We start from the raw sequence: 5,797 nt of genomic DNA, 5'->3' as shown, positions 1-5,797 counted from the left end.
CCGCTCACCTTTCCAGGTGAGCGGCGCCTCGTCGTTTGCTCGGGTGGGGTTCGCGGCCTCAGCCGCGCAGTGCGCGTGCCAGCTTGCGCCGGCTTTCCTGTTCCACGGGGTCGGGAACAGGAAGCGATGCGATGAGGCGCTGCGTGTAGGTGTGCTGCGGCGCGCCGAGCACCTGTTCGCCGGTGCCCTCTTCCAGCAGGTCGCCGTGGAAGAGCACGCCCAGGCGGTCTGACAGCATGTCGACAACGGCGAGGTCGTGGCTGATGAACAGTGCGGCGAAGCCGAACTCGTCCTGCAGCTGGGTGAACAGCTCCAGCACGCGCGCCTGGACGGACACGTCGAGGGCGGACGTGGGTTCGTCGGCCACGACCAGTTCGGGCTGCAGCGCCAGGCCGCGGGCCAGCGAGCAGCGCTGACGCTGACCGCCGGACAGTTCGTGCGGATAGCGGTCGGCGTATTCGGACGGCAGCTGCACGGCGTCGAGCAGACGCACAACTTCACCGCGGCGGTCGCGTTCGCTCATGCGCGGCCTGTGCACCCGGAAGGGTTCAGCAATGCAGTCGCCGATCGACAGGTGCGGGTTGAACGAGGCTGCGGGGTCTTGGAAGACGAAGCCGATCTTTTCGCGCAGCGGCTTGAATTCCTTTTCTTTGAATCCGACCATTTCCTGATCGAAGACCCGCAGGGAGCCTCCGCTGGCGCGAGTCAGGCCGGCGATTGCACGGCCGATCGTGGTTTTTCCTGAACCGGATTCGCCCACCAGACCGTAGACCTCGCCTTCGCGGATGTCGAAGTCAACGCCCTTGATGGCCTGGAAGTCCGGTTTGCCGAAGCCGCCGCGGTAGGTGATTTCGAGGCCGCGCGCCTTGACGATGGTCTTGGCGTCGGCAAAGGGGTCTTCCTGTTCCGGCGCCGCCGCACGGTCTGCTGCCGAGGTGCCTGTCGGCTCTGCACCGGTGGCCGGGCCGCCCTTAAGCGTGCGGATCTTCGGCACTGCCGCCAGGAGGGACTTCGTGTACTCGTGCTGCGGGTTGGCAAACAGCGAGCGCACGTCGGCAACTTCGACGAGCTCACCGCGGTACATAACGGCAACTCGGTCTGCGAGGTCGGCGACAACACCCATGTTGTGGGTGATGAGCACAATTCCGGTGGAGAATTCGTCTTTCAGCGACCGCATGAGGTCGAGGATCTCCGACTGGACCGTGACGTCGAGTGCGGTTGTCGGTTCGTCCGCAATCACGAGGTCGGCTCCGAGCGCCAGTGCCATAGCGATGACGATGCGCTGCTTCTGCCCGCCCGAGAACTGGTGCGGGTAGTAGTCGAAGCGCTCATCGGCCTGCGGGATGCCGACCTTTTCCATGGCTTCGACGGCGCGCGCCCGAAGGTCCTTTTTGCTTGCCTTGGGGTCGTGCGCGCGCAGGCCTTCCGTGATCTGCCAGCCGACGGGGAACACGGGGTTGAGCGCGGTGGACGGCTCCTGGAACACCATGGCGGCTTTGCGGCCGCGCATGGCAGTCAGCTGAGCGGGCGTCATCTTCAGGACGTTGTCACCTGAAACGAGGACCGCGCCGTCGGCCACCGCGGTTTCCGGCAGCAGCCTCAGGATCGTCTTTGCCGTGACGGTTTTGCCGGATCCGGATTCGCCGACGACGGCAAGCACTTCACCCGGATCGACGGAGAGGCTGACACCTTTGACGGCGTCGACATCACCGGCGTCGGTGGTGAAGGTGACGTTGAGGTCCTCAATAGACAGCAGATGTTCAGACATTCTTGCTCTCCTTTGCCTTCCGGCTGCGGCGGGATTTCTTGCGCAGGCGCAGGCGCGGGTCGTTGAGGTCGTTCATGGATTCGCCGACCAGCGTGATCCCGATGACGGTGAACACGATCGCAAGGCCCGGGAACAGGGCCGTCCACCAGATGCCCGAGGTGACATCTGAGAGCGACTTGTTGAGGTCATAGCCCCATTCGGCTGCCGAGGTCGGCTCGATGCCGAAGCCCAAGAAGCCCAGGGCGGCGAGCGTGAGGATCGCCTCGGAGCTGTTGAGGGTGAAGATCAGCGGAATGTTGCGGGTGGCGTTCGGGTAGATGTGGCGGGCGATGATCCGCAGGTTGGAGTCACCGAGAACCTGCGCGGATTCGACAAACGGCTCAGCCTTCAGGCGCACTGTTTCTGACCGGACCACGCGGAAGTACTGCGGGACGAACACCACGGTGATCGAAATTCCGGCTGCGACGACACCGCCGACGACGGTCGACTGACCGCCGGAGATGACGATCGTCATGACGATTGCCAGCAGCAACGACGGGAACGCGTAGATCGCGTCGGCCACAACCACGAGCACCCGGTCGAGCCACCCGCCGATGTAGCCGGACAGCAGACCGAGGATCACACCGAGGAACACGGATGCGATGACTGCCACCACGATGACGAACACCGCTGTGCGCGCACCCCAGATAACGCGGGAGAAAACATCGAAGCCGGTGACGGTCGTACCCCAGATGTGCTGGGCCGAAGGTGCCTGCTGCGGGGCGAAGCGACCGTTTTCATCGCCCAGGTCGGCGTAGCCGTACGGGGCGATGAGCGGGGCGAACACAGCGCAGATGAGCACAACGCCGCAGATGATGAGACCGGTGACCAGCATTCCGCGCTGCAGCCCGGAGGACTGCAGGACGTGGCTGATGACGGGCAGCTTCTTCCACCAGGGTTTCTGCGCGTAGCCGCCGGAGTCCTTGCCAGCAGCGGGTGCCGCTGACGGGGTTTCGGGAGTGTTGAGGGTGCTCATCAGTACCTCACTCGGGGGTCGATGAAGGCGACGATGATGTCGACAATGAAGTTGGTGACCGCGACGATGACCGCCAACATAACCACAATGCCCTGCACCGCAACGAAGTCACGCGCCTGCAGGTACTGGAACAGCTGGAAGCCCAAGCCCTTCCATTCGAAGGTCGTTTCGGTCAGAACCGCACCGGCCAGCATGAGGGCAATCTGCATGCCCATGACGGTGATGATTGGGATGAGAGCCGGCCGGAACGCGTGGCGAGTGGTCAAACGGAACTCGCTGACACCTCGGGAACGGCCCGACTCAATGTACTGGGCACCCAGGGTGCCGATCAGGTTGGTGCGCACCAGGCGCAGGAACGTACCGCCCGTGATCAGCCCCAGGGCGATCGCCGGGAGAACCGCGTGGGACAGAACGTCGTTGACAGCGGCGAAGTCGCCGATCCGCAGCGCATCGATCAGGTACAGACGGGTGGGCGCAACAACACCGTCAAGCAGAATCTCCGTGCTTCCGGAAGCTCGGCCCGCCACCGGCAGCACCGGCCACAGAACACCGAAGATCAGTTTCAGCAGCAGACCGATGAAGAAGACCGGGGTCGCGTAGGCAAGGATGCCGAAGATGCGCAGAACCGCATCGGGAGCGCGGTCGCGGTATTTCGCAGCGATCATGCCCAGCGGAATGCCCACAATGAACGCGACGACCAGCGAAAACAGCACGAGCTCCAGGGTTGCTGTGCCGTACTGCGCGAGGACCTCCGTGACGGGACGGTTGTCCGACACCGTCGTGCCGAAGTCACCGCGCAGCAGATTGCCCATGTACTCGAAGTACTGGACGATCAGCGGCCGGTCATAGCCTGCCTCGGCTACGCGCTGGGCCAGCTGTTCTTTTGTCAGCCGGCCGCCGAGGCTGGCAGTGATGGGGTCACCGGTGACCCGCATGAGGAAGAAGACGAGCGTGGTGAGAATCCACACCGTCGGGATGATGAGGAGGAACCGGACCAGCAGGTAGCGGCCCAAACCCGAGCCGCTGCTCTTGGTCGCTTTCTTCTTCTGCTGTCCGGCCGGACCGGATGCGACATCCGGAATTTCGACACTGGCTGTCATATGAGTTTCCGTAGGTAGAGGGAGTGCAGGCCCTTGGCACGGGCCTAAGGATCGAGCGAGGCCGCCGCGTCCATCAAGTGTCAGCGGCGGCCTCACTCTTCAGCGATTACTTGCTCAGCATCGACAGGCGGAACTGGAACGACGGGTCGAGCGTTTCGTCAACGCCCTTCACGTTCTTGTCCGCAACGGCGATCTGGTTGCCCTGCAGCAGCGGCAGCGTGGGCAGCTGCTTGGCCAGGTCGTCCTGGATGTCGCTGATCAGCTGTTCGCGCTTGCCGGCGTCAGGCTGGGAAACCTGTTCGAGCAGCTTCTTGTTGATGCTGTCGTCCTGGAAGTGGTTGGCCAGGAACGCCGGTTCTTCTTCCGTGTTGTAGAAGAACGGAACCAGGTAGTTGTCACCGTCGGAGTAGTCCGGGAACCAGCCCAGCTGGTACATCGGGTAGACGTCGTTGCTGCGGTCCTTGGCGTACTGCACCCATTCCGTCGACTGCAGGTCGACCTTGAACAGATCGGTGTCTTCCAGCTGCTTCTTCACAGCGGCGTATTCGTCGCCGGAAGACGGACCGTAGTGGTCCGGGTTGTACTGCAGCTTGATGTTGACCGGGGTTTCCACACCGGCGTCTTCGAGGAACTTCTTAGCCGCGTCAGCGTCAGCGCCGCCCTGCTTGTCACCGTAGAGGCCCTTGAGCGATTCGTTTGCGCCCTGCATGCCTTCGGGCACGTAGGAGTACAGCGGCTGGTAGGTGTCCTTGTAGACGTCCTTGGCGATTGCCGCGCGGTCAATCGAGGATGCCATGGCCTGGCGGATAGCCAGCGACTTCTTTTCGTCCGGGTTTTCCGACTTCGCGCCGTGGGGCATCGTGTCGAAGTTGAACACGATGTAGCGGATTTCGCCGCCGGGGCCCTTGTGGACGGTCAGGTTGTCCTTGCCTTCAAGGTCAGCGATGTCCGTGGGCGACAGCGAACGGTAAGCAACGTCGATGCTGCCCTTTTCGACGTCGAGCTTCATGTTGTTCGCGTCGGAGTAGTACTTCATCTGCACTTCGGCGCTCTTGGCGGCATCACCGCCGCCGTCGTAGCCGTCGTACTTCTTGTAGGTGACCAGTTCGTTGAACTTGTAGGTCGAGATTTCGTAGGGACCGGCGAATGCCTTGCCCTTGACGATTTCGTCGTCCTTCGTGATGGCGTCAGCAGCGAAGACGTCTTCGTCGACGACCGGACCGGCGGGGCCGGCGAGAACCAGCGGGAACGTCTGGTCGTTTTCGCGGTTCAGCTTGAACACGACGGTGTGGTCGTCCGGGGTGTCAATCGATTCGATTGCGGTCAGCAGCGAAGCCGGGCCGTTGGGGTCCTGGATCTTGGTCTGGCGCTCAAAGCTGAACTTGACGTCCGAGGCAGTCAGGTCGTTGCCGTTGGCGAACTTGAGGTCCTTCTTGAGCTTGACTTCGTATTCGTTCGGCTTGACGAAGTCAGCAGATTCCGCGATTCCCTCGCGGATTTCCGACGTTCCGGGCTTGTATTCCATGAGGAACGGGAACACCTGCTGCATGACGAAGAACGAACCGTTGTCGTACGAACCTGCCGGGTCGAGCACGGTGACCTTGTCGGTGGTGCCGACGCTCAGTGCGCCGCCTTCACCGGAGTCCGAACCGCCGGTGGTCGACGACGAGCATGCGCTCAGCCCCAGTGCGAGGGCGGCAGCTGCGGCAACCAGTCCCGCCGCGCGCTTCTTTACGGCCATGAAGCCATCCTTTCGTTTCGAACCGCCAGCTGGGGCGGTCAGACCAATGCAGCGACCGCTTTCAGAAAATGTTCACGGGTCGCTCAGGGTGCGTTAAGGATACCAGGACGCAGCCGCTGATTGTGATCCACCTAACCCCAAGCACGAGGCGCCGCTCACCTTTTCGGTGAGCG

At 62.8% G+C, this 5,797-nt stretch carries 4 protein-coding genes; all 4 read right to left on the bottom strand.

Annotation, left to right across the window (positions count from 1 at the left end; all coding sequences use genetic code 11):
* Nucleotides 1–58: 58 nt before the first annotated feature.
* Complete coding sequence (locus HMPREF3087_RS04370) at nucleotides 59–1,768, bottom strand: dipeptide ABC transporter ATP-binding protein (RefSeq protein ID WP_070428209.1); 1,710 nt, start codon at nucleotides 1,766–1,768, stop codon at nucleotides 59–61.
* Nucleotides 1,761–2,783: an ABC transporter permease gene (locus HMPREF3087_RS04365; protein WP_083272026.1), complete on the bottom strand. Its 1,023-nt coding sequence runs from the start codon at nucleotides 2,781–2,783 to the stop codon at nucleotides 1,761–1,763. Before HMPREF3087_RS04365 ends, HMPREF3087_RS04370 begins: the two co-directional genes overlap by 8 nt.
* Nucleotides 2,783–3,883: an ABC transporter permease gene (locus tag HMPREF3087_RS04360; protein ID WP_070428208.1), complete on the bottom strand. Its 1,101-nt coding sequence runs from the start codon at nucleotides 3,881–3,883 to the stop codon at nucleotides 2,783–2,785. Before HMPREF3087_RS04360 ends, HMPREF3087_RS04365 begins: the two co-directional genes overlap by 1 nt.
* 106 nt (nucleotides 3,884–3,989) lie before the next feature.
* Complete coding sequence (locus HMPREF3087_RS04355; protein ID WP_070428207.1) at nucleotides 3,990–5,624, bottom strand: ABC transporter substrate-binding protein; 1,635 nt, start codon at nucleotides 5,622–5,624, stop codon at nucleotides 3,990–3,992.
* Between the last annotated feature and the right edge of the window lie 173 nt (nucleotides 5,625–5,797).

Source organism: Brevibacterium sp. HMSC22B09, assembly GCF_001806795.1.
Classification (GTDB): Bacteria; Actinomycetota; Actinomycetes; order Actinomycetales; family Brevibacteriaceae; genus Brevibacterium; species Brevibacterium ravenspurgense.
This window is presented reverse-complemented; position numbering and strand designations above follow the sequence as displayed.

What these genes read in the sequence shown, in the direction of transcription:
- HMPREF3087_RS04365 (WP_083272026.1), bottom strand. Translation starts at nt 2,783, where the DNA reads ATGAGCACCCTCAACACTCCCGAAACCCCGTCAGCGGCACCCGCTGCT.
- HMPREF3087_RS04360 (WP_070428208.1), bottom strand. Translation starts at nt 3,883, where the DNA reads ATGACAGCCAGTGTCGAAATTCCGGATGTCGCATCCGGTCCGGCCGGA.
- HMPREF3087_RS04355 (WP_070428207.1), bottom strand. Translation starts at nt 5,624, where the DNA reads ATGGCCGTAAAGAAGCGCGCGGCGGGACTGGTTGCCGCAGCTGCCGCC.
- HMPREF3087_RS04370 (WP_070428209.1), bottom strand. Translation starts at nt 1,768, where the DNA reads ATGTCTGAACATCTGCTGTCTATTGAGGACCTCAACGTCACCTTCACC.